Consider the following 23,311-nt stretch of genomic DNA (forward strand, 5'->3'; position numbering starts at 1 on the left):
GGTCCTCACGTCAGGACCCCGATGTGCGCGCGGCGGTGCGGCGCTTGTCGAGGACGGCCGCGATGGCGCGCAGGTCGGGCTGGCGCAGCAACTCCGTCGCGCGCAGCCTCACTTGGGCCTCGCGCTCCAGGACTTCGAGGAGCCGGGCGGCGAGGATGGAGGTGCCGCCCGCGTCGCTGAAGTTGTCGTCCAGGGTGGTCTCGGGGCGGCCGAGCAGGTCGCGGACCGAGGCGAGGACGAGGAGTTCGTCGGCGGTGGCGTCGGCGGGCAGGTCGGCGCCGGCGGCCGGCGCGGCCGGCTCCTCCGCCTGCGAGCGCAGCGCGGCCCGGTCCACCTTGCCGTTGGCGTCCAGCGGGAAGGCGTCGACGATGCGTACGGTCGAGGGCACCGCCTGTTCGGGCAGCCAGGCCCGTACCGCGGCGAGGAGTTCGTCGACGGCGGGGGTCGCGCCGGGGGCGGCGAGGACGTGGGCCACGAGACGGGCGCGGCCCTCGCTGTCGCGCGGGGCGGTGACCACGGCGCTGCGGACGTAGTCGTGCTGCTCGAACGCGGCCTCGACCTCGGCGGGTTCGATCCGCACACCGCTGATCTTGACCTGGTCGTCGAGCCGTCCGAGGAATTCGAGGCTGCCGTCCGCGAGCATCCGCACGCGGTCACCGGTGCGGTACATGCGGTCCAGGTGGGCCAGTTGGGCCGGCGGGGCGGTGAAGCGCCGTGCGGTCAGCTCCGGGTCGAGGTAGCCGAGCGCCAAACAGCTCCCACCGATGCGGAGTTCGCCGTCCTCGCCGCGCGCGAGGACCGTGCCGTCGGCACCGGTGACGGCGACGGTCGCGCCCGCTATCGGGACGCCGATGGGAGGCGCGGCGTCGACGGCCGCGTCGGGGTCGGTGGCGCGCATCGCGTGGGTGGTGGTGACGACGGTCGCCTCGGCGGGGCCGTAGGCGTTGTGCACGGCGGCGGTCACGTCCGGGCCGGGGCGCCGGCGCATCCGGTCGCCGCCGACCATGAGGTGACGGAGCTTCAGGTCCTGCGGCCAGGGCCGGTCCAGGAGTGGATCGACCATGGGGGTGGCCGAGACCGCGACCGTGACTTCGGCGTCGCGCCACCAGTCGGTGAGGGCGGCCGGGTCCCAGCGGACCTCGTCGGGGGCGGGTACGAGGGCCGCGCCGGAGGCCAGTCCGGCCCACAGTTCGAGGAGGTGGGGGTCGAAGGCGACGCCGATGAGCAGGGACTGCCGGTCGCCGGGGGCGAGTCCGGTCTCGGCCCGGTACCAGTCCACGAGGGTGGCCAGGGCGGGCTCGGCGACGGCGACCGCCTTGGGGCGGCCGGTGGAGCCGGAGGTGAGCACGGCGTACAGGGCCTCGGGCGGGGCGGTACGGGCACCCGGCGCGACCGTTCCGAAGGCGGCCACGACGGAGGCCGCGGCGTTGACGCCTTCAGCCGGCAGCGGCAAGTCCAGCCGCTCCACATGTTCTTGACGCATAATCAGGTTCGCCGGATCGCCGATGAGGCAGACGACGCCGATGTCTTCGGCGACGGCGCTGATGCGACGCTCCCCGGGGCGCGGGCCTAGCGGCAGGTAGACCGCGCCGATCCGGGCCAGGGCGACGGCGGTGACGACCAGGGCGGCCGATCTGTCCAGGCAGACGCCGACGAGGTCGCCGGGCCGGACCCGGCCGGCCAGGGCCTTCGCGACCGCGTCCGCCGCCTCGTCGAGCTCGGCGTAGCTCCAGCGGTGCTCGCCGTCGATCACCGCGGGGGCCTGCGGGGCGTTGCGCACCCACTCCTCGTAGCGGGCCACCACACCCGGTGCGGCGGGCCCGGCGAGGGGTGCGCCGTGCAGGATGCTCGGTGCGGCGTGGGTGGTGGCTGACTGACGGTCCATCAACTGCTCGGTCATCACGACTCCTTCGGCGTGGCGAGGGCGGGGGTGGCGGTCGCGGCGAGGGCGCGCGCCTGGTCGGCGAGGACCGGGTGCTGGAAGAGCAGGCGCAGCGAGGGACGCTCACCCAGGCGGGGCTCAAGCCAGGCCGCGAGCTGCGCGGCGAGCAGGGAGTGTCCGCCGATGTGGAAGAAGTGCGAGCTCTCCTCGAAGCGGTCGTGCCCGAGCACTTCGCGCCAGCCCTCCGCGAGCAGCACGACGGCCGGGTCCTGCGAGAGCGCGGGGTCCGTCAACGGCTGCGCTTCCCCGACGGGGGCGGCCGGGGCCAGTTCGGCGGCCAGGCGGGCGAGGGCCACCCGGTTGGGCTTGCCTCCGGCGAGGGTGGGCATGGCGTCAAGGAGCACCCAGCGGGCGGGCACCAGGGCGCCGGGGAGGCGGTTGCCGAGCTCGGTGTGCAGCGCCTGCTCGTCCCACTCCTCGACCTCGTCGGCGCGCTCGCGGAAGGCGACCAGGCGGGGGCCGCCGGCGGCGTCCTTGTCGAGCACGACGGCGCACGAGCGGCCACCGAGCGCGGCGGAGGCCGCGGCCTCGACCTCTTCGAGTTCGATGCGGTAGCCGCGCAGCTTGATCTGGTTGTCGCGCCGGCCGAGGAAGCGCAGCAGCCCGTCCTGGCCGCGGTAGCCGAGGTCGCCGGTGAGGTAGACCCGCTCGCCGCCGAGGGCCTCGACGGTGACGAAGCGGGCCGCGGTGGCCTCGGGGTTGCCGAGGTAGCCCTCGGCCAACCCGGCTCCGGCGATGGCGAGTTCACCGACGGCGCCGGTGGGCAGCGGGCGCAGGCCCTCGTCCAGCACGTGGACGCGCTCGCCGGGCAGTTCGCCGCCGAGCGGGATCTCGGCGCCCTCGACCAGGCTGTCCCGGGTGATCTCGTGGACGGTGGAGCTGATGGCCGCCTCGGTCACGCCGTACACGTTGAGCACCGAGAACGGGGTCGTGGCGTCCGTCTCCGTCTCGGCGAAGAAGGCGCGCATCACGTCCGCGGGGATGCGCTCGCCGCCCAGGACGACGAGCCGCGGCGCCCAGCGCTCTTCCTTGAGGACCGGCAGGAGGTCTTCACGGGTGGCGAGGAAGTAGCTGGTGGGCAGGTTGGCCACGGTGACCCGGGCGGCCGCGAGGAGCTGCGCGAGTTCCGCGCCGGTGGGCACGTCCTGCTCGGGTACGACGAGGCAGGCGCCCGCGTACAGGGAGGGCAGCACCTCTTCGAGGGCGACGTCGAAGGAGGGCTGGGCGAACAGGAGCACCCGGTCGCCGACCTCCAGGCCGAACCGCTCGGCGGCGCCGGTCAGGTGGTTGATCAGGGCGTCGCGCCCGACGGCCACCGGCTTGGGTATGCCGGTCGAGCCGGAGGTGTGGATGATGTACGCCGTGTTCGGCACGACGTCGGCCGCTCGTGCGGCGGGCAGGACGGGTGCGTCGAGTGCCGCGCTCGGCAGGCCCTCGGGGACGCGGACCGGGCTGCCGTTGGCGGTGAGGACGAGCGCCGGGGCCAGTCGCTCCAGGAGCAGTTCCAGGCGGGCGGCCGGGTCGGACGGCGACAGCGGGCAGTAGACCGCGCCGGTGCGCAGACAGGCCAGCAGGGTGACCACCGAGTCGACGCCGCGCGGCAGGACCGCCGCGACCGGCTGCCCTGCGCCGACACCGGCGGCCCGCATCCGCTCGGCGAGCGAGGCGACCTGGGCGTCCAGGTCGCCGTAGGTGAGTCTGCGGGCGCCGATCAGGAGGGCGGGCAGCGACGGGTCCTGGCCTGCGGCCGGGTCGAGCGCGTCACGGTCGGCCGGCACGACGGGCGCGGGCTCCGGTTCGGGGAAGGTGGTGGGGAGCGCGAGGTTACCAAGGACGGTGGCGGGGGCGTCGAGGTAGGCCCGCAGCAGGTCGAGGAAGCGATCGGCGAGGAGCTTCGCGACCTCCTCGCCGAACAGGTCGGCGTCGTAGTCCCAGACGAGCGTCATGCCCGCCGTGCCGTGTCGCAGGCTCACTCCGCGCCGGTCGTCGGGGAGCAGCACCACATCGAGGTCGAAGCGGGTGGTGCCGGTGTTGAACCCCTCGAACAGGGTGACTTCGAGGCCCGGCACGTCCAGTTCGGGCAGGGGCGCGTCGTGTGCGCTGAACATGACGCTGAACAGGGGGTTGTCGGCGCCCGATGTGTGCAGTCCGAGTGACCGGGTCAGCTCCTGCACCGGTACTTCCTGGTGCGGGAGCGCACGGATGAGGGTGTCGGTGACCTCGTCCATGGTGTCTTCGGCCGGTGCGGCAGCATCCAGGTTGAGGCGCAGTGGAATGGTGTTGACGAACATGCCGACGGCGTCCTCGAAGCCGCGCGGCCGGTTGCCCACGGCGGTGCCCACCACCATCTGGCTGCGTCCGCTGTGGCGGCGCAACATCTCGGCGAAGAGCCCGAGCAGGGTGGCGAACGGGGTGAGTCCGCGTTCGCGGGTGTGGGCGCGCAGCCGCTCCGCGAGGTCGGCGCCGATCGACTGGCGCAGCTGGCCGCCGTGGTGGCGGCGCCGGGCACCGGGCCGGGTCAGGCCCGGCAGCGGCATGTCGAACGAGGCGTCGCGCAGCGTGTCGGACCAGTACGCCAGGCTGGCGCCGAGCTCCTCGGACCGTACGTCCTCGGCGCGGGCGCGCACGTGGTCGGCGTACGAGCTGGGGGTGCCCAACTCGATCTCTTCTCCGAGCACATGGGCGCGGTAGACGCTGAAGACGTCGCGCAGGAGGATCGCGAAGGAGTGCCCGTCGTGGATCAGGTGGTGTTCCACGTGGATGAGCCGGTGCTGGTCCTCGCCGAGCTTGACGAGGGTCCAGCGGATCAGCGGTGCCTCGAAGGTGTCGAGCGGGGTCTCCGCCTCGCCGCGCAGCAGCTTCTCGAAGGCGGCCTCGGGATCGGCCTCCCAGGAGATGTCCACGGTGCGCAGCCGCGGCAGGCAGACGTCGGCCACCCGCTGGCCCGGCATCGCTCCGGGCACGGCCACGAGTTCGAGCCGCAGCCCGGTGTGCCGGGCGAGCGTGGCGGCGAGACCGCTGCGCAGCGCGTCGACGTCGAGGGTGCCCCACAGGTCGAGCGAGGCGGTGAAGTTGTAGGCGCGGCTGCCGGGCTGCACTTGTTCGTGCAGCCAGACGATCTCCTGCGAGGAGGAGAGGGGGAGCATGGGCGATCCCTTGGGTTGTCGGGTCGGAGTGGTGCGGAACGCGGTCGTGCGCCCGCACGGCGGCGCGCCGGCCGCGGATCGCGCGGCACGGACGGATGCGGGAGTTCTGGGGTGCGCGCGGCCGTCCGCGGACGTCCGCGCGCGGTGCGGGTGGTGCTAGTGGGCCGGGACCCCTGCGGGCAGCGCGCCGCACAGGGCCGCGAAGGCGTCCTCGGCCGCGGCGTCGTCGAGGACCGTGCGGTCCCACACCATGCGGAGGTGGAGTTCGGGCCCCTGGGTCGCGGAGACGGCGAACGGGGCGCGGACCTGGCGGCCGCCGATGTGCACTTCGCGGCCGGGCGTCGCGCCGAGGGCGAGCGGGGTGCGGTGGCGGGCGTCGTCCACGGTGAGCAGGCCGTCGAGCCTGCCGGACCAGGTGGAGCCGCCGGCGCGGGCGGCCCGTACCACTTCGTCGAAGGGGGTGTCGGCGCGGTCGAGGTCGTCCCACCAGTCGGTCGCGGTGACGTCGGGTGCCGTGGCCGCGCCGGTGTCGGCGGGGAAGACCACGGTGTTGAGGAAGCAGCCGAGCACCGGCTCCGCTCCGGCCGGGCGCCCGCCCCACGGGTAGCCGATGGGTGACACCGGGCCGGTGCCGAACAGGGCCCCGGCCGCCGCCCGGCAGGCGTCGAGCAGGACCGGGAAGGGGACGCCCCCGACGGGCGAGGGAATTCTCAACTCGGCCGCACCACTGGGCAGTTCGGCCGATATGGAGTGCCTTCCGGGCAGCGGGGCCTGCTCGTGTGCCGTACGCAGCCGCTCTCCCCAGTACGCCAGAGCGCGGGGCGAGGCGGCGCGGTCCTCCGCGTCGAGCTGGCGCAGGACGGCGTCGCGGTAGGCGGCGAGTTCGGTGGCCGCCTCGGTGGGCGACAGGTCGTCGGGGCCCAGGTGGTCGCGGTAGGCGGCGCCGAGTTCCTCGACGATGCGGGCGAGCGACTGGCCGTCGCAGGCGGTGTGGTCCAGGACCACGGCGAGCAGTTCCTCCTCGCCGTGCACGGGGTCCTGGGCGCCGTCGCGGGTGAGGAACAGGCGCAGCGGGGGGCCTTCGGCGGCCCAGCTCGCGAGCGTGCGGCGCAGCGCGTCCTCGGCACTCTCGCCGGGGGCGCAGGCCACCTGTTCCAGGGGCACGTCGGCCGGCTGCGGCCGCAGGACGGGCGTGCCGCGCACGATGCACGGCTGGGAGCGAAGGACGGGATGGCGGGCCGCCAGGTGGCCCGCGGCGGCGCGCAGCCGCGCCGGGTCGACGGTGCCGCGCGGGAACGCGAAGAACATCGGGACGATGTCCGCGCGGCCCGCGGGATCGAGGGCGCGGACGAGCAGGAAGCGCCGCTGGGCCCCGGTGACGGGCAGCAGTGCGGCGGCCGGGTCACCCGCGTCGCCGAGGCGCTGGTAGCGGGCCAGATACTGGCCCGTGATGCTGGGGAGCACGTGGTCCTCTCTCGGGTCGGAAACTCTCGGCGTGGGGGGCGGCGTGAACGTCCGTGCGGCGGTGCGGGGTTGGGCGGGTGCTGCGGCTTCGCGGGTCAGGCGACGGGGACGCTCTCGTCGTGGCCGGGGGCCACGAGCCGCGCCTCGTCGTCCTCGGGGTGGGCCGTATCCGGGAGTTCACGCATGCGGCGCAGTGGGGAGAGCAGCAGCGGCAGGGGGACGGCGAGGAAGCCGACGGCGCAGATCCACAGCGCGGTGCGGGCGCCCGACGCGTCGGCGACCGCGCCGCCGACGAGTGCGCCGAGCGGCAGGGTGCCCCACATGAGGAAGCGCAGGGTGGCGTTCATGCGGCCCAACAGGCGCGGCGGGCACAGAGTTTGACGGAAGCTCACCTGGGCGACGTTGTAGACCACGGCGCCGAAGAAGACGACGCCGGAGGCGACGGCGAACAGCGCGGCCGCGGCGCCCTTGCCGGCCAGCGGCCACAGCAGCGCGAACGGCCCGGTGACGAGGGCGGAGAGCCAGATGATGCGGGCCTGGCCGAAGCGTCCGGCGAGGCGACCGGCGCAGAGCGCGCCGGCGAGTCCGCCCACGGCGGAGGCGGAGAGCATCGCTCCGACCGCGGCGGGTGCGAGGTCGAGGACCCTGACCAGGAAGACGGTCTGGGTGGCCATGAGCATGGCGGTGAAGAAGTTGCCGAGGCCGGTGGTGCCCGCGATGACGCGCAGCAGCGGATGGCCGAGTACGAAACGCAGCCCCTCACCGACCTCCTTGCGCAGGGAGGCGCCGGGTACCGGCTCCGGTTTGGCCTCGGGACGGCGGATGGCCAGGAGGAAGACGGCGGATATGGCATAGCCGATGGCGTCGGCCACGATCGCCAGGTGCGCGCCGACGAGCTGGACGAGTCCGCCGCCCAGGCCGGGGCCGGCCACCTGCGCCGAGGAACGTACCGTCTCCAGGGCACCGTTTCCCGCCACCAGGTGCTCCCGGGGCAGCAGTTGGGGCAGATAGCTCTGGTGGGCCACGTCGAAGAAGACGGTCGCGACACCCACGACCAGTGCGACCACGTACAGCTGAACCATCGTCAGCACGTCGGCGATCGCGGCGAGCGGGACGCTTGCCATGGCGAGGGAGCGCACGATGTCGGCGCGGATCATCAGTGACAGCTTGCGCATCCGGTCGACCCAGGCCCCGGCCGGCAGTCCGATGAGCAGGAACGCGGCGGTCTCCGCCGCGGTGAGCAGTCCCACTTGGAAGGCGGGCGCCTTGAGTTCGAGTACGGCCACCAGCGGCAGCGCCACCAGTGTGACCTGGGCACCCACCTGCCCGGCCGCCGCTCCGGCGAGCAGCAGGCGGAAATCGCGCATACGGAGCAGGCCACCGGAAGCGGCCTGGGACGAAGGGGACATGCACGAGACCTTCACCTCAGGCCGATCAGGAGTCAAAACAAACAGGACACTTTCGGTCGTTTCTTGTGTCATTCTGACAGTGGATCAAGAGAATCTACGGCCAGATCAGGGCAACCACCATATGAATTGCAGGTGTTGACACCTGTCGACACAGGACTTTCACCACCGAGGACCGAGCATCCGCAGGGCAGGGCACGCCTCTGGCCCCCATGAATGCAGGTATGTCCGAAACTCACCGTCCCCACACGTGAGGAGGCAACCTTGAGCCCGCTCGACCGTCGGGGTGCGGGCCCCTCACTGCACGGCGGGACGCAGGTCCACCTGGTGCCGGTCGGCGGCGATGAGCGAGGGCAGCGGAAGTCCGCCGCGCATGATCAGCTGCACGAGTGTCGCCTGGACGTCCACGGGCCCGGCCGCCGGGGCCAGCCCGCTGCCGAGCCTGCCCCGGTTGACCCAGGTGTGCTCCGCGCCGTCGCACTGCGCGGCAACGCCGTTCATCCCGTACCGCACGGTGCCGCTGTCCGCCGAGCCGATCCCCACCGAGCTGGCCACGAGCACCGGGCCCGGGCTCGACGGCGCGGAACACCGGTAGGTGCCGGACAGGGTGATGGTGCCGTCCGGGGAGATCGTTCCCGTCGGGCCGGCGGTCACGGTTCCCGAGCCGGCGGCGGCCGGGCCCGCCGTCACTCCGAGCAGGGCTCCGGCGGCGGCAACGGCCCCGGCGGCGAAAAGGCTTACGCGCATCGGCAGATCTCCTACATCGTGACGTGAGTGGGGGTGCGTGGGCGGCACGTTCCCCCGCCCGCGCTGCCCAAGAAATACCGTGGGCGCACCCGCCCATCGGGGATTCACCCCGGTCGGCGGCGTGTCCGGCGGCCCGGGACGGCTGATGTCCCCGTGACGGGGCGGGAGTCGGTTGAACGGCTGGGGCAGGCGGTGCCGGGCCCCGCGCGGTGTGACCGAAAGAGAGCCCCGCACGGGGGAACTACGGGTGGCGCGGGCCGTGCATGCTGGTGCCCCCGGCCGTTTACCCGTGCCGCCCGACGGGCGCTCGGACAGGATGGGAGCGTCATTTTGCGCACCGTAGGCGTGGAAGAGGAACTGCTCCTGGTCGACCCGGGCACCGGGTACCCCTGTGCCCTGTCGTCGGAAGTACTGGCCCGGCTCGCCAAGTGCGCCGCCGCCGGAGGCGGTGCGTCGAAGGAGACCTTCGAAGGTGAACTGCAAGGCCAGCAGCTGGAGTTCGGCACCCGGCCCCAGACGGACCGGGAGGAACTCGGCGCGGAGATCATGCGCTGGCGCCGCGAGGCGGCCCGGCACGCGGCGGAGGCGGGAGCGGCGGTGGCCGCCCTCGCGACCTCTCCCCTGCCCGCCCGGCCGGCCGTCAACGTGGGCCACCGGTACCAGTGGATGGAGGAGCAGTTCGGTCTGACCACCCAGGAACAGCTCACCTGCGGTTGCCATGTGCATGTGTCGGTCGCATCGGACGACGAAGGAGTCGCGGTCGTGGACCGGATCCAGCCGTGGCTGCCCGTCCTGACCGCGCTGAGCGGGAACTCGCCGTACTGGCAGGGGAACGACACCCTCTACAGCAGTTACCGCAGCCGGGTGTGGGGGCGCTGGCCCATGTCGGGACCCACCGGGGTGTTCGGCTCGGCCGAGCGCTACCACGCCCAGGTCGACGACATGGTGACGAGCGGGGTGATACATGACCGGGGCATGATCTATTTCGATGCCCGGCTCTCCCATCGCTACCCCACGGTGGAGATCCGCGTCGCCGATGTGTGTCTGGAGTCCACCACCACGCTCCTGGTGGCCTGTCTGGGGCGCGCGCTGGTCGAGACCGCCGCCCGCGACTGGCGTGCGGGTCTGCCGCCGGTGGGGCACGGGGTGCAACTGCTGCGCCTGGCCGCGTGGCGGGCCGCGCGCTCGGGCCTCGAAGGTGACCTGTTGCATCCGCTGACCATGCGTCCGGTGCCCGCGCCCACCGTTCTGCGGGCGCTGCTCGACCATGTGTGCGAGGCCCTCGAAGACACCGGGGACCTCGCCTGGGCGCGCAAGACGACCGCCGAACTGCTCGCCCACGGCAACGGCGCCCTCATCCAACGCGCGTTGCTCGCCCACACCGGAAGCCTCAGCGGTGTGGTGGCCGCATGTGTGCGCCGGACCCTGGGCGAGCGCGAACTCAGGTGTACGACAACGGAATGACACCGGGCGACAGTGTTGGAGAACGCCGTCCCGGGGATGACATCGGGCGGTCCGCACCACACCGTCCGACCCATCACACAGCACCCACAGCTCAGGGCGGGACCTCACTCGATGTGCCCGTCGAGGCCAACACCACACCACTTCATCACCCTCAGCGGTCTCATCTACTGTCAAGTGGGTGTCCGGACACAGGCGAGGCGCGTAACATCCGGCAGCAATCACCAACGCACACACTTCGGAGGAACCACTCGTGCCGGACAGCACTCCGCTCCAGTCCCAGTACGCCACCCAGATCCAGAGCGACCTGGACAGCAACGTCGCCGAACGCGAACAGATCGCCGGCCAGATCGACGCGCTCCAGGAGCAGTTGAGCGTCCTGGAGAACAACCACGCACTGCTCGCGTCCATGCAGCAGGCGATCGGCCCCGCCTCCGCCGCGGCTCCGGCAAAGGTCCGGGCCAAGGACCGGAGCAAGGCCGCCAAGAAGACCGCCGGTGCCGCGGCGCCGCGGGTCCCCCAGGCCCGTACGGCGACGAAGTCCGCAGGTCGCGCCACGAAGAAGCAGGCGCAGCCGGCCGCCAAGGCCAAGGCGTCCGGGAACTCTCCCACCCTGCGGGACCTCGTCGCGAACCACCTCGCCCAGAGCGGTGAGCCGCGCTCGGCCGCCGAGATCACGGCGGGCCTCACCGACGCACACCCGCAGCGCAACATCGCCGGCACCGTGGTGCGCAACACCCTCGAGAACCTCGTGGCCAAGGGACAGGCACAGCGCACCCGGCAGAACCGGTCCGTCTTCTACACGGCCCCCGACGCCAGCACGGCCAAGGAGACGGCGGACGGCGACGTCAAGAAGGGGGAGGACGCCGTCACCCCCGCGACCACCGGCTGACCTCGCTGCGGAGCCGGACCGGTCGGCCCACCCGGAGCCACCTCCGGTCCAGCCGAGGCCATTTCCGGTCCGCCCGGAGCCCTCTCCGGTCCGCCCGGAGCCTGCTCCGGTCCGCCCGAAGTTTTCTGCGGAGCCACCCACCCACGAGGTGACATGGCCCCGTGCCTCATGCCACAGAGCTGCAGTCCGGGTGACCCCAGCCGCCCTCGCGCTTCATGATGGGAGTACCCGCGGCATATGGCTGCCCACAGGGGCAGCGGCCCGGGAACTTCGCCTTGATGGTCCGCGGCTTCCCCGAGGAGGCCGGCTTGGCCGCGGACGATGCCTTGCGTGTGGTGGCGGGCCTGGCTCGCGTCGCGGTGGCGCGTGCCGGCGCCGGCACCGGCAACTCCTGGTCGCCCTGGGCGGTACCGGCGGCCCGCTGGGTGGCGGCCGCATCGCTGGCGGCCTGGTCGGCGATCGCGTTGAGCGGGTCACCGCCCACCTGGTGTGCGGGCACATGGATGAACTCCACATCCCGCTCGGTGAGCAACTCGTCGATGCGCTCGACGAGTTCGCGGTTGGCGACGGGCTTGCCCGCCGCGGTCTTCCACCCGTTGCGCTTCCACCCCGGCAACCACTGGGTGACCGCCTTCATGGCGTACTGGGAATCCATCCGCACCTGCATGCGGGTGCCCGGGGCCACGGCTTCGAGGAGGCGTTCCAGGGCGGTCAGCTCGCCGACATTGTTGGTGGCGGTGCCGAGCGGCCCCGCACCCCAGCGCTCCGGCCGGCCCTCCGCATCCGCGATCACCCAGCCCCATCCCGCGGGACCCGGATTACCCTTCGAGGCGCCGTCACAGGCGGCAACAACAACACGATCAGACATCGCGCCATCATCCCACCGACGCTCGCCCATCAAGAAATCCCCGCCCCGGCGCCGCCACGGACGAGGCGCGGCGGGGCGCCGGAACGCCGACGGCCGGCACTCCCCTCCCGAGGTGCCGGCCGTCGTCAACTCCCTCTATGCGCACGCCACTTGGCGTGCCCTGTGTTCAGCGGCGCCCCCAGGACCTGGTCACGACGACGTGGCTGTGGTTGTCGCGCAGGGTGGCGGTGTCGCCGGTGTTGTTCCACACATAGGCGCGACGGTTCTGATAGACGTCGCCTCGGCTGTTGCGTCCGATCCCGGTGTGCACGCGCACCGAGGCGTGACCGCCCAGGGTGAAGCCGCCGAAGGTGTAGACGTGGTGACTGCGGTCGCTGAGCGTCCATCCCTTCAGGTTGACCGACGAGCGGCCGGTGTTGCTGACGGTGACCCACTCGGCGTCGAGGCTGCGCTGCGAGCCGTCGTCCTTGCCGGGGCTGTCGTACTGGATGGTGCCGAAGACGATCGGCGAGCGCGGGGCGGCGGTGGCCGGCAGGGCCGTGGCCCCGGCCAGTGCGGCTCCGGCGGCCAGGACGGCGAAGACCCGGGCGGTGGAACGTGCGGACATGGAGACCCCCGGTTCAGGACGGCGAGCAGGGTCCTGCCCGGCCGTCCGGCGGTGCGAATGTCCGGCCCTTCCCCCAGCCGGACACCCACACTCTGGACCCGATCCGCGCCGACCGAGGCAAGTAGTTCAACGCGTAACAGAACGCGGACATCGACACACCGTCAGCTCCCCCGGCGCACACGCCCCCGCGCACGTCGGCCCCAACGAGCCCTGCGCACAGGGAAGTCACAGCACCGCGCGCCGGTCGGCACACCCCCCGGTATGTGCCCGGCACACACTTCGGCCCCCGGCACTGGGTGCCGGGGGCCAAAATTCCGTAGCGGGGACAGGATTTGAACCTGCGACCTCTGGGTTATGAGCCCAGCGAGCTACCGAGCTGCTCCACCCCGCGTCGATGACTCCACCCTACGGCACGTGGAGCGGTGTCCCGACCACCCCGCACCCCGGCCCGTGCGGCCCCGGCTCCGTCTTCCGGAGCCGATGACACTGCGTGACGATTCGGCGCGCGATGCGTGAGGGGGCGTGACACCGTGAAGGGGTTCGATCCCCCCACCAGCAGGAGTGAACGCAATGGGCAAGGCCGAGAAGTTCCGGGACAAGGCGCAGCAGGCTGCCGAGCAGGCCAAGGCGAAGGCGGCGCAGACGCGTGAGCAGATCGCCGGGCGCTCCGACGAGTCCGACGAGCGCCGCCGGGCGCAGGAGCAGCAGGAGCGCACGGAGCAGGCGATGCGCGAAGCCGGAACCGACCGGGCCTGACGCGGCTCGCGGTGCGGCACATGAGCCGGGGTCTCGCCCAGTCCGGGGTGGGACCCCGGCTCCCGTACGCGCCGCTCGGCCTGCCGGGGAGGGGGCGACGGGCCACGCGGTCACCCGCGCCCGCTCATCCGCGTCCCGGCACCCCCGCCGGGACCTCGCGGGTTCGGGTCCAGGTCAGCAGGTCCTCCATCGGCCAGGTCGTAATGACCCGCTCCGGCGGGACGCCGCATTCCTCGGCCCGGGCGCAGCCGTAGATCTGCCAGTCCAGCTGTCCGGGAGCATGCGCGTCGGTGTCGATGGCGAACAGGACGCCCGACTCGACGGCCCGGCGCAGCAGGCGGCGCGGTGGGTCGAGCCGCTCCGGGCGGCTGTTGATCTCCACGGCGGTGCCCGACTCGGCGCATGCCGCGAAGACGGCGTCCGCGTCGAACTCGGACTCGGGCCGGCCGCGGCCGGTGACCAGGCGACCGGTGCAGTGGCCCAGGACGTCCGCCAGCGGGTTGCTGACGGCCGCGACCATGCGCCGGGTCATGGCGGCGGCGTCCATGCGGAGCTTGGAGTGCACGGAGACGACCACGACGTCGAGCCGGTCGAGCAGCTCGTCCTCCTGGTCGAGGGAGCCGTCGTCGAGGATGTCGCACTCGATGCCGGTGAGCAGTCGAAACGGCGCCCAGCGCTCGTTGAGTTCGGCGACCACGTCCAGCTGGTCGCGCAATCGCTCGGCGCTCAGCCCGCCCGCGACGGTCAGGCGGGGCGAGTGGTCGGTGAGTACGGCCCATGCGTGGCCGAGCTCGGCGGCCGTGCGGCCCATGTCGTCGATGGTGCTGCCACCGTCCGACCAGTCGGAGTGCAGATGGCAGTCGCCCCGCAGTGCGGCACGCAGGGTCTCCCCGCCGACCGCGAGCGGGGCCGCGGCCTCCAGCTCCGACTCCAGGCGCTGGAGGTAGCCGGGCACCTCGTCGGCCAGGGCCTCGCGCACGACCTGGGCGGTCTTCGGGCCGATCCCCTTGATCGATTCGAGCCGTCCCTCCACCGCCGCGCGGGCCGCGAGCTCGTCGGGCGGCATCTCCTTGATCGCCGCGGCTGCGGTCCGGAAGGCCTGGACGCGATAGGTGGCGCCCTGGCCGCGTTCGAGCAGGAAGGCGATGCGCCTGAGTGCCGCCACCGGATCCATGGACACCTCCCGCGAGTACGGCCGCCGGGCGGGCGGGCCGTCACCGGTCCCTCCCAGCTTCCCTCAGCCCTGCCCGGCCCGCAGTTTCGCGGCGGACGGGTGTGTTCCGCCCGCGCATGAGGCCGGGCCGCCCGTCGGGGGATCGACGGGCGGCCCGGTGCTTCAGTGCGGTGCCGGGATCAGCACTGGCGCAGGCCCGGCGCCGGGTCCTGACCGGTCCGCACGCTGACGGCGGGGACGTTGCCCCAGGCGCCGTTGTCGAGCTGCGTCCAGTACCAGATGTCGTTGCCGCCCTGGTGCGGGTCGCCGTGGCCCCAGCACACGAACCAGTTGAACCCGGTGGTGAGCTCGCCGCGGGTGGCCGAGCGGTAGGAGCGGTCGGCATAGCCCTTCGCGCCCACCGCGTTGCCGCAGTACAGCCTGCCGTCCGAGCGCACCCCGCACTCGGCGGCGGGCGCCGCCGCCTTGGCGGGTGCGGCGGCCGCGGCGGGCAGCCCGGTCGCGGTGAGGCCGGCGGTCAGCGCGGTGGCGGAGAGGAACAGGGCGATCTTCTTGCGTGCGTTCACTGCGAACTCCTGACGGGTGACTGACGAACTACGAGTGAGTGACGAATGACGAGCGCGGATGGGGTGCATTGTGTGGTTTCCGGCACCATGGGGCGTACCCGGAACGTCCGGGAACGTGGTGTGTGGCGCCATGTGGTCGGGGACCATGTGCCAGGCCGGGCACGGGCCGCGACGGGCGGTCAGGCGCAGGTGGGGACGCCGTCCAGCCAGGCCGGTCCCTGGATGTAGATGTTGGTGATCCAGGCCTTGTAGTCCGGCAGGTACGACCAGGCGTCGTTGCGGTAGCCGTCGGCCTCGACGAGTTGGGCGTGCTTCTGGCAGCCGACCTTCACCAGGGTCGGCCCCGCGAACTTGTTGACGCGGGCGCTGGTCGTGGACGGTTCGGTGTGGGTCCACACATCGGTGCCCCAGGTGGAGAAGTTGCCGGTCTGGCCGGGGCTCGCACCGATGCGTACGGCCCCGTTGTAGTCGCCGCCCAGGCGCACGTCGCTCACCATCACATGGGTGCCGGACTGGCGGGCCTCGACCATCTTGCCCGCGCCCAGGTAGACGGCGATGTGGTGGATGGAGTTGGCGCCGCCCCACGCCATCAGGTCGCCGGGCAGCAGCGGGCCGGTCCCCTGGGCCGCGCCGAAGCGGGCGGTGACCCGGGAGGAGTGGTACTGGCTGTTGGCGGTGCCGGCCAGGATGTCCTGCCCGGTCGCCCGGGCATAGGCGTACCGGACCAGGCCCGAGCAGTCGAAGCCGAGGCGCTCCGGGTCGTGGTTGCTCGCCGGGTCGGTGGGGTCCACCTGCCCGTAGGTGGCACCGGGTTGCGGGCCGTGGCCGCCGCCCCACGTGTACCAGATGCCGAGCTGTGAACAGGCGGCGCGGACGGCGGCCTCGGCGGCCGCCGAGGCGCCGGGGGCGAGCACGTCGCAGCCGCCGGCTGCCGCCGCGGCGCGACTGGCGTTGCCCGTCGAGTGCGGTGTGGCGGAGGCGAGTTGGGCGGTCGGCACGATGGCGCAGGCCGCCACGATGCCCGCGGCGACGAAGGTCCGTCTCGCTCTGGCAAGGGTGTGGTGCATGTGTGTGTTCCCCGTTTCGTCGTACGTGTGCCGGGTCGCTGCCCGGCCGGCCCGCGAGCCGCTCGGTTGCGGCGGATCGTCTGTCGCGGTGGTCCGAGACTGTGCCGTGGCGGGGGCCGCTGTCGAGGACCCCGGCGTCGCCCGCACCGTCGGGAAACGGGAAACACCGGGGAAACACCGGGACTTCGCAGGTCAGTCGGTCGCAGGGCACAGCGGCCGGTACGGCAGATCGGGCAGCAGGCGCGCCCAGCGGTCGCGGCCGGTGTCGCCCAACAGACGGCAGACCGCGCGCTGTTGACGGGGCACGTCGGTGTTCCAGATCCGTACGGTCCCGTCGTTGCTGCTGCTCGCCAGGGTGCCGGGGAGCACGGGATCGAAGGCGACGCCCCAGACGGCTCCGGTGTGTCCGCTCAGGGCGGCGAGCTGTTCGGCGTCGGCCGGGTTCCACAGGCGTACGGTCTGGTCGCTGCCGCTGCTCGCGAGGGTCCTTCCGTCGGGGCTGAAGGCGACCGCGCGCACCGAGCCGCTGTGGCCCGCGAGGACGCCGGCGGGGGCGCCGCGCACCGGGTCCCACAGGCGTACGGTGCCGTCGTTGGCACCGCTCGCCAAGGTGTGGCCGTCGGGGGCGAAGGCGACGGAGCGTACCGAGCCGGTGTGGCCGTGCAGCACGGAGCGCGCCTCGGCGCGGGGGTCGCGCGCGTTCCACAGACGGACCGTCAGGTCGTCGCTCGCGGTGGCCAGGGTGCGGCCGTCGGGGCTGAAGGCGACCGCGTTGACGAAGTCCTCGTGGCCGTGGAGCGTGGCGTACGGATGCCGCGTGCCGACCGTCCAGAGGACGGCGGTGCGGTCCGCGCTCGCGGAGGCGAGCAGGCGCCCGTCGGGCGAGAAGGACAGCGCGAACACGGAGCCGGTGTGGCCGGTGAGGGTCGCCTCGGGGCGCCCGGTCGCCGCGTCCCAGAGCCGGACCGTGCGATCGGCCCCGGCGGAGGCGATGAGGCGGCCGTCCGGGGAGAAAGCCACCGCGAACACCGATCCGTCGTGGCCGGTCAAAGTGGCGCGCAGCCGGTGGTGGACCACGTCCCACACCCGTACCGTGCGGTCCGCCTGCGCTGAGGCCAGCAGGGTGCCGTCCGGCGAGAAGGCCGACTGCCAGGCCTCGGTGAACGGCCGGGCGGTGAGCGCCGTGCGCCCCGGGTCCCACAGCACCACCGACTGGTCGAAGCCGCCGGTGGCCAGGCGTTCGCCGGGCCCGGCGGCGACGGCCAGGACGTAGTCGGTGTGGCCGGACAGGGTGGTGACGAGGCGGTGATTGACGGCGTCCCACAGTTTGAGGGTGCCGTCGCCGCCGGCGCTGATGACGGTGTCGCCGGTGCGCGTGAAGGCGACCGCGTTGACGTCGTCGCTGTGCCCGGTCAGGACGGCGCCCGCCGTTCCGTCGGGCAGGTTCCACAGGCGTACGGTGCGGTCGGCGCTGCCGGACGCCAGGGTGTGGCCGTCGGGGCTGAACGCCACGCCGAGCACTTGGTCGCTGTGCCCGGTGAGCACCATCGGCGGCCGACTGCCCGTCACATCCCATACCCGTACGGTGCGATCGGCGGACGCGGAGGCCACCTGGCCGCCGTCGGGGCCGAAGGCGACCGCCATCACGGCATCTTCATGGCCGGTCAGGACCGCACGTGCGGCGCCGCCGGGCACGTCCCACAGGCGTACGGTGCGGTCGACGCCGCCGGACACCAGGGTGTGGCCGTCGGGGCTGAACGCCACGGAGCGGACCGTTCCGCGATGCCCCGTCAGGGTCGCGGTCGTGCGGTGCGTCGCCGGGTCCCAGAGCCGTACGGTGCCGTCCTCGCCGGCGGTCGCGAGGCGGGCGCCGTCCGCCGAGTAGGCGAGGGAGGTGACCGCTCCGGTGTGGCCGGTCAGGGTGGCGGTGACCCGGTGGCTCGCGGTGTCCCAGAGTTTCACGGTGGCGTCCGAGCTCGCCGACGCGAGGGTCTTGCCGTCGGGGCTGAACGCGACGGAGTTGACGGGGCCCGCGTGACCGCGCAGCCGTCCGTCGAAGTACTGCGCCTGGGTGCTGAGCAGGGCGCCGCGCGCCTGCGGGGTGCGGTCGGTGCGGTAGGCGTCGGAGGCGAGCAGCATGGAGGCCTCGGGCTGCCCGGCCGCGAGCGCGCCCGAGCGGACCGCGAGGGCCTGTGACCGGGCGGTGCGGCTCTGGTCCAGGGCCCGCCGGCTCTGCTGGAAGGCGAGGGCTCCGGCCGTCAGGGCGAGTGCGAGCAGGCCCCCCAGGGTGACGAGCAGGGTGCGGCGGATGCGGAGCTGGCGTCGCAGGACGCGCGCTCCGCGCCCCTCCTCGGCCTCGCACGCCGCAAGGAAATCCCTTGCCTCCGGCCCGAGTTGGCTGCGGTCGGAGGCGTGCCGCGACCGGTCCCGCACGGCCGCCAGTCGGGCGCCGCGGTAGAGCAGACTCGGGTCGCGTCCCGCGCGCACCCACTGGGTCGCGGCGTCGAAGACCTCCTGGCGCAGCACGAGGCCCGCGCGGTCGGCGTCGATCCAGCCGCGCAGGCGCGGCCAGGCGTGCAGCAGCGCCTCGTGGGTGATCTCGACGGTCTCGCTGCCCGCGGTGACGAGGCGGGCCCGCACGAAGGCGTCCAGCGCCCGGCCTCCGGCGGCGGAGTCGCTCAACTGCCGCAGGAGCAGCTCGCGTTCGACGGGCTTGCGGGTCTGGGCGCTGTCGTCCGCCACATGGACGAGCCGCACCAGGAGCTGACGCGTCATCAGCTGCTCGGCCGGGTCGAGCCGGGCGTACACGGATTCGGCGGTGCGGGCGACGGCGCCGCGGATGCCCCCGGTGGTCTCGTAGCCGGCCACGGTGAGGGTGCGGCTGGTGCGCTGCTGCCAGGTGACGAGGAGCGCGTGGGCGAGCAGCGGGAGGGAGCCGACGGAGGCCGCCGAATCGGTGCCGAGATCCCTCAACAGGATCTCCACCAGGCCGGGTTCGAGGGTGAGCCCGGCCCGCTCGGCGGGTCCCGTGATGGCCTGGCGCAGCTGGGTGCCGGACATCGGGCCGAGGGCGAACAGGCCGTGGGTGAAGACCTCCACGAGCTGGGGGTGGTCCAGGCATCGGCCGCAGAAGTCGGCGCGCAGTCCGACCACGACCGCGGCCTGCGGGGTACCGTCACCGACGTCCCGTGCGGTGGCCAGGGCGTGCAGCACGGCGACGAAGCCGCGGCGTTCGCGGTCGTCCTCGCAGAGGGTGAACGCCTCCTCGAACTGGTCGACCAGGAGCACGAGTCCGGGCCGGCCACCGTGCGCCGCCGAGGCGTCGAGCAGGGCGCCGGGCCGTGCGGCCAGCGCTTCGGGGGTGAGCTCCGCGCCCGCCGCGCCGAGCACATCGGCCGCGCACCGCAGAAGTTCCTTGAGCGGGTGGGCCGTTGGGGTGCACACCACGACCGGCCAGCGTTCGGAACCGGCGACCGGAAGGGCTCCCCTGCGCAGTGCGGGCAGCAGCCCCGCCTGCAGGAGCGAGGACTTGCCCGCGCCCGAGGGGGCGACCACGGCGAGCGGCCCCCGGCCCATGCGTTCGGCGAGCCGGCCGGTCAGGTGGGCGGTGGCGCTCTCGCGGCCGTAGAACCACTCCGCGTCCTGCGGACCGTAGGCGGCGAGTCCCCGATAGGGGCACAGTGCGGTTTCGGCGGTGCCGCCCTGCGCGGCGCGGGCCGCGGGGACGGTCGGCGGATGCGCCACGAGGCGCAGCAGGGCTCCGCCCGCCTCCAGCGCTTCGTCGCAGCGGCGGGCGATGTCGAGGGTGGGCGGCTTGCCACCGTTCTCGATCTTGCTGAGGTACCCCTTGCTGTAGTGGATCGAGCGCGCGAGACCGGTGAGGGACACCTTGCGCAGGCCTCGCAGGCGGCGCAGTTCGGCCGCGAATCCGTCGGCCTTTTCGTCGTCCGTTGGCACGGGCCCTACCTTTCCGTGACGGGCGGGACGTACGCCTGAAAAGGACGAACTTCGTCCGGTTCCGGTCGGCAATGGACGTACGAGACGGGTTCGTTCGACAAGTCACCGAAACGTCGTCGGAGAAGGGAACGAACGTGCGTCGACGAGGCAACCGATCCACGCGTTCCTGCATCTGGGCCGGTGAACGGGAAGTTGGACACCTTCCGGCCACCCGGATCACCAGCAATTGTTAAATCTGGGTTCCGTGAGCACAGAAAGTCGATCATCCCTCTTTACATGCTCATGCCAGGCATAGCAGGGTTCCGGCCGGGACCACATGGTCCCCGCGGTGCACAACAGCACCGTGCGTACGGGTGGTTGTTGAGCCGACCGCCCCCGCACCTCTAAGGACCCCCCACCGTGCGTACACCCCACATACGCAGCCTGGCGATAGCCCTGGCCGTCACCACGGCCGTCACCATCACCGCGGGAGGCGGGGCCACGGCCCTCGCCGCACCCGCCGCCCCGGGGGTCACCGCCCCCGCCGCGAGCGCCGGTTTCCAGCCGGTGATCGACGCGGCCCGCACCGCCGCCGTCACCCACGCCTCCGCCACCGGCGTCGGCAAGGGCGACACACTTCAGGCCACCGACGTCCTGGTCGATCCGGACGGCAAGCAGCACGTCCGCTTCGTGCGCTCGCACCAGGGACTGCCCGTCCTCGGCGGCGACCTGGTCATCCACCTCGACAAGAGATCCGCCTACACCGGCGTGACCCGCGCGCTGCACCAGCAGGTCCAGGTCGCCACCACCAGCGCCAAGCTGACGGCCGGACAGGCCGAGGCCAAGGCCGCCGCCACCGCCAAGGGCACCGCGGGCACGGCTCAGCTCGTGGTGGACGCCCGCGCCGGACACTCGGCCCTGGCCTACCAGATCCAGGTGACCGACAGCTCCACCGCCGAGTCCGGCGCCCGCACCGTGGTCGTGGACGCTGCCAGCGGCGCGATCCTCAGCAACACCCCGGCCGCGGACTCCTTCCTGTCGCCCCGCGTACAGGAGAAGCTCCGCAAGAGCGGCCAGAAGCTCAACCCCTCCCTCACGGCCACCACGCCCGCCCCGCTCGCCTCCGCCAAGTCGACCGGTTTCCCCGCGCAGGCGAGCGGCACCGGCCAGTCCCTGTTCGTCGGCAGCGTTCCGCTGATCACCACGCAGACGGCGAAGAGCGCGTTCACGCTGAAGGACCCGAGCCGCGGCCAGACCGAGACCCGCGACGCCGGCAACAAGGAGCTGGAGCAGTTCTCCGGAGGCAAGGCGTTCACCAGCACCACCAACCGCTGGGGCACCGGAAAGGCGAACGACCGCGCCACCGCGGCCGTCGACGCGCAGTACGGGATCACCAGCACCCTGGACTTCTACAAGAAGACCTTCGGCCGCAACGGGATCAAGAACGACGGCGCGGGTGCGCACGCCCTGGTGCACTTCGGCAACAAGGTCGGCAACGCGTTCTGGTCCTCGGACTGCGGCTGCATGCTCTACGGCGACGGTGACGGGCAGACGTTCGCGCAGCCCCTCGTCGTCCTGGACGTCACCGGCCACGAGCTCACCCACGGTGTCGTCGACGCGACGGCGAACCTCCAGCCGACCCGGGTCGACGCGAACGACAACCAGTTCGGCGAGCCCGGCTCGCTCAACGAGTCGCTCGCCGACATCTTCGGCAGCAACGTCGAGTTCGCCACCAACAACCCGAACAATCCGCCCAACTACCTGATGGGCGAGAAGCTCGGCCTCCAGCAGAAGTTCCTGCGCCGCCTCGACAAGCCGTCCCTCGACAAGCTCGAAGGCACGGTCGACTACTGGTCGAAGGCGTCGTACGACACCGAGGTCCATGCCGGCTCCGGCGTCTCCTCGCACGCCTACTACCTGCTGGCCGAGGGCAGCGGCAAGAAGACCATCAACTCGGTCGCCTACGACTCGCCGACCTACGACGGCTCCACGGTGGCCGGCATCGGCCGGGACAAGGCGACGCAGATCTTCTACCGGGCCCTCACCCGTTACATGGTCTCCACGACCGACTTCCACGACGCCCGCACCGCCACGCTGAGCGCGGCCGCCGACCTCTACGGCGCGAGCAGCACCGAGTACAAGACGGTGGACAAGGCCTGGGCCGCCGTCAACGTGACCGCGGCGAACGCCCCGGCGCGCAGCTGACCCGACCCGCCGCTGCCACCCCGCGATCCGTGGGGCGGCAGCGGTGTGTCCGGCGCGCTACGGCACCAGGGTGTCCAGCGGCGTCATCACCACGTCGCTGGTGGGGCGCGACAGGTGCAGGGCCGTGTGGAAGGAGCCGTCGCACTCCTTGCCGGCGGGGTCGAGCCCCGCCGCGGTCACCGCGTCGACGGCGTAGCGCCGCTCGGCATCGTCGGTGAAGCGGCGCTGAGTGAAGGTCGTCGCGGTCCGTTCGGTGGCGAGGCCGAACCCGGCCAGACAGCCCGCGATGTCTTCGTACGAGCTGGTGCGCAGGACGAACGCGGCGACCCACACCGGTCCGCGGGCCGCGCACAGGAGCGGCCTGAAGGTGCGCCGGGACAGGAAGCTGCTGCCCCCGGTGACGGTGATCAGACGGACCTCCCGCACCGCGCGGCGCAGCGCCGGGCTCGGCGGTGCCTCCTCCAGGTTCTCGGCGAAGCCCTCCGCGAGCAGCCCGACGGCCCGCCCGTAGGCGACGGCACGCGCCGCGCTGTCGAGCCCGACGACCCGCACCTCGTCGTCGCGGCGGCGGGCGAGGAAGAACCCCCGGTCCCGGTCGATCAGTTCGGCCGTGCTCATGGCGGCGGCCTCGCGCGAGGTGTAGTGCTCGTACAGCTCTTCCAGGGTCACCTCATGGTTGAGCAGGGCCGCGTTGATGCCGTACGAGCAGCACAGGTCGAGCATGGTGAGGGGCTCCGACGTGCCCGGTGAGAGCGCCGCCCCCAGTCGCCGGAAGACCCGCTGGGCATGGCCGGGCGTGCGGTATCCCAGTGGGCCGAGTGCCTGGAAGTAGGCCCGCGGGTCCGGCTGGTCGTAGATCGCGTCGAACCGGGACATCTCGCGCGCCGCGACGGTCTCCGCCACGGTCACCCCGCCGGCCGCTCCCGTGCCGGTGCGTCGTTCGTCCGTCATCGTGTGCCCGTCCCTTCTCGCGGCGCCCCCGGTCCCGCCAGAGCATGCGGACGGCGACGGCCGTTGGGAACACGGCCCGTTCGAATCCGGCCACCGCCAACTCCCTTCCTGGTACGGCTGGTT

At 72.8% G+C, this 23,311-nt stretch carries 16 protein-coding genes and 1 tRNA gene; 4 read left to right on the top strand and 13 right to left on the bottom strand.

Features of this window, described 5'->3' with window-relative positions; translation table 11 throughout:
* Positions 1-10: 10 nt before the first annotated feature.
* The 5 genes from IE267_RS27300 to IE267_RS27320 form a co-directional block, all read right to left on the bottom strand.
* Positions 11-1,900, bottom strand: a complete 1,890-nt coding sequence (locus tag IE267_RS27300) for a non-ribosomal peptide synthetase (RefSeq protein WP_189765051.1) — start codon at positions 1,898-1,900, stop codon at positions 11-13.
* Positions 1,900-5,088 (bottom strand): non-ribosomal peptide synthetase, encoded by a 3,189-nt coding sequence (locus tag IE267_RS27305; RefSeq protein WP_189765052.1) that lies wholly within the window; start codon positions 5,086-5,088, stop codon positions 1,900-1,902. Before IE267_RS27305 ends, IE267_RS27300 begins: the two co-directional genes overlap by 1 nt.
* Positions 5,089-5,244: 156 nt before the next feature.
* Positions 5,245-6,552: a non-ribosomal peptide synthetase gene (locus IE267_RS27310; RefSeq protein ID WP_189765053.1), complete on the bottom strand. Its 1,308-nt coding sequence runs from the start codon at positions 6,550-6,552 to the stop codon at positions 5,245-5,247.
* A 95-nt stretch (positions 6,553-6,647) separates the two neighbouring features.
* Positions 6,648-7,961: an MFS transporter gene (locus tag IE267_RS27315; protein WP_229861452.1), complete on the bottom strand. Its 1,314-nt coding sequence runs from the start codon at positions 7,959-7,961 to the stop codon at positions 6,648-6,650.
* A 294-nt stretch (positions 7,962-8,255) separates the two neighbouring features.
* On the bottom strand, positions 8,256-8,705 hold the full coding sequence (locus IE267_RS27320) for a DUF6299 family protein (RefSeq protein WP_189765054.1): 450 nt from the start codon (positions 8,703-8,705) through the stop codon (positions 8,256-8,258).
* 330 nt (positions 8,706-9,035) lie between these two features.
* Here IE267_RS27320 and IE267_RS27325 point away from each other — a divergent pair, with 330 nt between their 5' ends.
* On the top strand, positions 9,036-10,169 hold the full coding sequence (locus IE267_RS27325; RefSeq protein ID WP_167160161.1) for a glutamate--cysteine ligase: 1,134 nt from the start codon (positions 9,036-9,038) through the stop codon (positions 10,167-10,169).
* Between the two features lie 250 nt (positions 10,170-10,419).
* Positions 10,420-11,058, top strand: coding sequence for a hypothetical protein (locus IE267_RS27330; protein WP_189765055.1), 639 nt, complete (start codon positions 10,420-10,422; stop codon positions 11,056-11,058).
* Between the two features lie 166 nt (positions 11,059-11,224).
* Here IE267_RS27330 and IE267_RS27335 read toward each other — a convergent pair whose 3' ends face one another.
* From IE267_RS27335 to IE267_RS27345, 3 genes are all read right to left on the bottom strand, one after another.
* A complete protein-coding gene (locus tag IE267_RS27335) occupies positions 11,225-11,926 on the bottom strand; it encodes a ribonuclease H family protein (RefSeq protein ID WP_167160157.1) in 702 nt (233 codons plus the stop codon).
* A gap of 166 nt (positions 11,927-12,092) precedes the next feature.
* Entirely contained in the window at positions 12,093-12,533 is a 441-nt protein-coding gene (locus IE267_RS27340; RefSeq protein ID WP_167160155.1) for a lamin tail domain-containing protein, read from the bottom strand.
* A 317-nt stretch (positions 12,534-12,850) separates the two neighbouring features.
* Positions 12,851-12,924: transfer RNA gene (locus IE267_RS27345), tRNA-Met, on the bottom strand.
* Positions 12,925-13,103: 179 nt separating this feature from the next.
* On the opposite strand from IE267_RS27345, the gene IE267_RS27350 reads away from it, so the two are divergent.
* On the top strand, positions 13,104-13,289 hold the full coding sequence (locus IE267_RS27350) for a hypothetical protein (protein WP_167160153.1): 186 nt from the start codon (positions 13,104-13,106) through the stop codon (positions 13,287-13,289).
* A 124-nt stretch (positions 13,290-13,413) separates the two neighbouring features.
* Here IE267_RS27350 and IE267_RS27355 read toward each other — a convergent pair whose 3' ends face one another.
* From IE267_RS27355 to IE267_RS27370, 4 genes are all read right to left on the bottom strand, one after another.
* Positions 13,414-14,463: a PHP domain-containing protein gene (locus IE267_RS27355; protein WP_189765056.1), complete on the bottom strand. Its 1,050-nt coding sequence runs from the start codon at positions 14,461-14,463 to the stop codon at positions 13,414-13,416.
* 179 nt (positions 14,464-14,642) lie between these two features.
* Positions 14,643-15,029: a hypothetical protein gene (locus tag IE267_RS27360; RefSeq protein WP_161246670.1), complete on the bottom strand. Its 387-nt coding sequence runs from the start codon at positions 15,027-15,029 to the stop codon at positions 14,643-14,645.
* Between the two features lie 179 nt (positions 15,030-15,208).
* Positions 15,209-16,096 (bottom strand): C40 family peptidase, encoded by an 888-nt coding sequence (locus tag IE267_RS27365; protein ID WP_189765057.1) that lies wholly within the window; start codon positions 16,094-16,096, stop codon positions 15,209-15,211.
* 192 nt (positions 16,097-16,288) lie between these two features.
* Complete coding sequence (locus IE267_RS27370; RefSeq protein WP_189765058.1) at positions 16,289-20,053, bottom strand: nSTAND1 domain-containing NTPase; 3,765 nt, start codon at positions 20,051-20,053, stop codon at positions 16,289-16,291.
* A 399-nt stretch (positions 20,054-20,452) separates the two neighbouring features.
* On the opposite strand from IE267_RS27370, the gene IE267_RS27375 reads away from it, so the two are divergent.
* Complete coding sequence (locus IE267_RS27375) at positions 20,453-22,237, top strand: M4 family metallopeptidase (protein ID WP_167160145.1); 1,785 nt, start codon at positions 20,453-20,455, stop codon at positions 22,235-22,237.
* Between the two features lie 57 nt (positions 22,238-22,294).
* On the opposite strand, the gene IE267_RS27380 is transcribed toward IE267_RS27375, so the two are convergent.
* On the bottom strand, positions 22,295-23,188 hold the full coding sequence (locus IE267_RS27380) for a hypothetical protein (protein WP_308428855.1): 894 nt from the start codon (positions 23,186-23,188) through the stop codon (positions 22,295-22,297).
* Positions 23,189-23,311 lie beyond the last annotated feature (123 nt).

It is taken from the genome of Streptomyces xanthochromogenes, assembly GCF_014650455.1.
Taxonomy (GTDB): Bacteria; Actinomycetota; Actinomycetes; order Streptomycetales; family Streptomycetaceae; genus Streptomyces; species Streptomyces xanthochromogenes.